The organism is Chitinispirillales bacterium ANBcel5 (assembly GCA_029688955.1).
Lineage (GTDB): Bacteria > Fibrobacterota > Chitinivibrionia > Chitinivibrionales > Chitinispirillaceae > Cellulosispirillum > Cellulosispirillum alkaliphilum.
Map to the genome: position 1 here is coordinate 1 of JARUKZ010000084.1, position 2,712 is coordinate 2,712.

3 protein-coding genes are annotated in these 2,712 nt (G+C 40.2%); all 3 read left to right on the forward strand.

Translation table 11 applies throughout. The annotated features are described in order from the left end of the window. A partial coding sequence (locus QA601_18675) for a hypothetical protein (GenBank protein ID MDG5817128.1) occupies positions 1-222 on the forward strand: 222 nt, incomplete at its 5' end. Positions 223-288: 66 nt separating this feature from the next. Then, positions 289-2,262, forward strand: a complete 1,974-nt coding sequence (locus QA601_18680) for a two-component regulator propeller domain-containing protein (protein ID MDG5817129.1) — start codon at positions 289-291, stop codon at positions 2,260-2,262. 35 nt (positions 2,263-2,297) lie between these two features. After that, on the forward strand, positions 2,298-2,712 hold a 415-nt coding region (locus QA601_18685), incomplete at its 3' end, for a hypothetical protein (GenBank protein ID MDG5817130.1).

The window sequence follows — 2,712 nt, forward strand, 5'->3', positions numbered from 1 at the left end:
AAGAGGTGGTATAATGATTCTGCTTACTTTGACACATCGATTGCAGTTGCTTTTGAAGGGAACCGGATAGCAGAAATTACCGATGTAGCCCTTGTGGACGAAAAAGTCGTTGTTACTTACAGGCTTAGTGATGAGGACTATACAATAACAGACTATAAGTACGATCCTGATGGTGAAGAGTACGATGCTATAGCTATTGTTTTTTTACTTTACAAGATCTGAACAGGAAGATATTAAAGAGAGAGAAGTAATCTTTAATGAAAAATTGTAACCCTGCAAGGAAAAAATATGAATCGTCTATACAAACTATTATACCTCTTGCTTCTCTTACCAGCGGTTGTATATGCTCAGTACTCATGGAACCATCATATCAACAGGCAGGATATTACCGAGCTGCTCATAGACGGGCAGTATCTTTGGATGACTACCAGTAGAACCGGACTCGTGCGGTGGAATACAAGTACTGAGGAGCAACAGGTATTTGATAGAGATAACGGTTTTTTTTCCGATAGTAGTATTAAACTTGCATTGGACTCATCGGGGGCGGTATGGGCGGCATCAGGTAGTACAATTGCACAGTATAGAAACGGCAGTTTTGGACAACAATTTCATTTCAGCAGCAGGGTAAACGATCTTACAGTTGATTATTTTGGTGCTGTATGGGTAGGGATATCGGATGGGATACTGAAACAAAGTGGCACTACTTTCGAACGGGTGACTGCATTTGATGAACTCAGAGGAACCGATGAATATGTTGATAATGTCGTTTCAGGAGGAGCAGATAGCTGCGTTTATGTTAGAGTTAACAACAGGGTATTCCGTTTTGGTGTTGATGGACAGTATCATCAAACTATCGAGCTGCCGTTCGTTGACTCATGGAGCATGGCTGTAAGAAGAGGCGAGCTTTTTGTCACGGATATAAGTAATGTTGCTGTGTACGATGGTGAAGACTGGAGATTGTTTTCAACCAATGACGGGACTCTCAGCAATGCTGTTTTAGGTTTTTCCGTTTCTGCTCAGGGTGATATATGGGCGTATGGTCAGAATGTAATGGCTTTTGAGAATGAGAAATGGGACGTAAGGCTACAGTATGAGCGAGGTGACAGTAGAATTAGGGCAATAGCTCCGGTAAGTGGGAATATAGCCTGGGTTGGTGGTGATTACTTTTTTGGAAAGCTTGTGTGGGGAGAACTGCAACCGATCAGTACCAACTCACCTGCCAACAATATGATAGAGTATATTTATGCCGATTATGATGGCTCTGTCTGGGTTCGATGCAGTGATGGTAAAAATGTAATAAGCAAGTATAATGGAAGTGAATGGAGCCATCCTTACACCAGACCCTTTACCGACATGCTTCGTACACAAGACAGTACTTATTACTTTATTGAGAATACTAATGTTCATGTGTTTGGAGTTGTTAGAAACGGGGTAAGGGTAAACGACCTGAGAGGAAATGAATTTATACCATCGGGTAATATCAATGCAATTGCTGAAGATCATTTGGGAAAGATCTGGTATGCTACTTCAAAAGGGGTAATCAGGAATTATTCTGACACACTCTTTTCGAGTGATAACAGTGGGTTTGCTTCAAGCCATATCAATACGATTTTAGCAACATCAGTTTCCTCTCTGTGGATTGGTGGCAGAGATGGGACCCTTGCTTTTTATAAAGATGGAAGTTGGACCACAAGTAATCTTCCGCAAAAACACACTATAACAGCTCTTGCACAGGATTCTGGTGGTGGTATTTGGATTGGTACCGATGCCGGTGTTTTTAAAATATCATCCCATTTAAATGAACAGTATCCAAAAGAAACAGGCTCACCACCAGATAAAGTAACCAGTATTGCTATTGATCATAATAATCGGGTTTGGGTTGGCACTATTAATGGGCTTAGCTATTTTGAAGATGATAATTGGAGTACCTTGCTTAGATCTGACGGCATTACTTCAACTATGGTTACATCTCTTGACATAAGCATCGATTCGGTTTTGTGGATCGGTACCTATGACCGGGGTATAAGTACATTGGACCTAAGTTCCAAACCCATGCGTGGAAGAGCGTTTATGAGTAAAACCACTAAACACTGTGAAAACAAACTCTTAAACAGAAAAATATATTTAAGGAATGCGAAACCCTATTTGGAAAACCGGAAAGTATATTTGCTCAATGGAAGAAAGGTGAATCCGCACACAACAAACAGGAGCTTACCGTCAAATTTGTATTTGTTAGAGCAAATAAATAAAAAATTAGAGTAAAAGAGATATACTGTAATAATTACAGAGGAGGTGTTATGAAAAGAGGAAGAAATACAATTTTTTGTGCTATGATAATACTTTTTACCCTTAGCTGGCAAAGCATTGCAGGTGATATAAACTTCACTCCTTATGCAGGAATCGGCTATATAGAAAAAGTGGAGGAAACAACTCCGATGGTTTTCAGGAGTTTTAAACCCTGGTATGACTATGTCCTGGGTAACAGTTGGGCAGGTATAAGATCTTTACCAGGTATTCCGGAAAGGCCTAAGAGGTGGTATAATGATTCTGCTTACTTTGACACATCGATTGCAGTTGCTTTTGAAGGGAACCGGATAGCAGAGATTACCAATGTAGCCCTTGTGGACGAAAAAGTAGTTGTTAATTACAGGCTTAGTGATGAGGACTATACAATAACATACTATAAGTACGATCCTGATGGCGAAGAGTATG

Bases quoted from the DNA above. Each gene is read 5' to 3' on its own strand.
- QA601_18680 (MDG5817129.1), top strand. From the start codon at position 289: ATGAATCGTCTATACAAACTATTATACCTCTTGCTTCTCTTACCAGCG.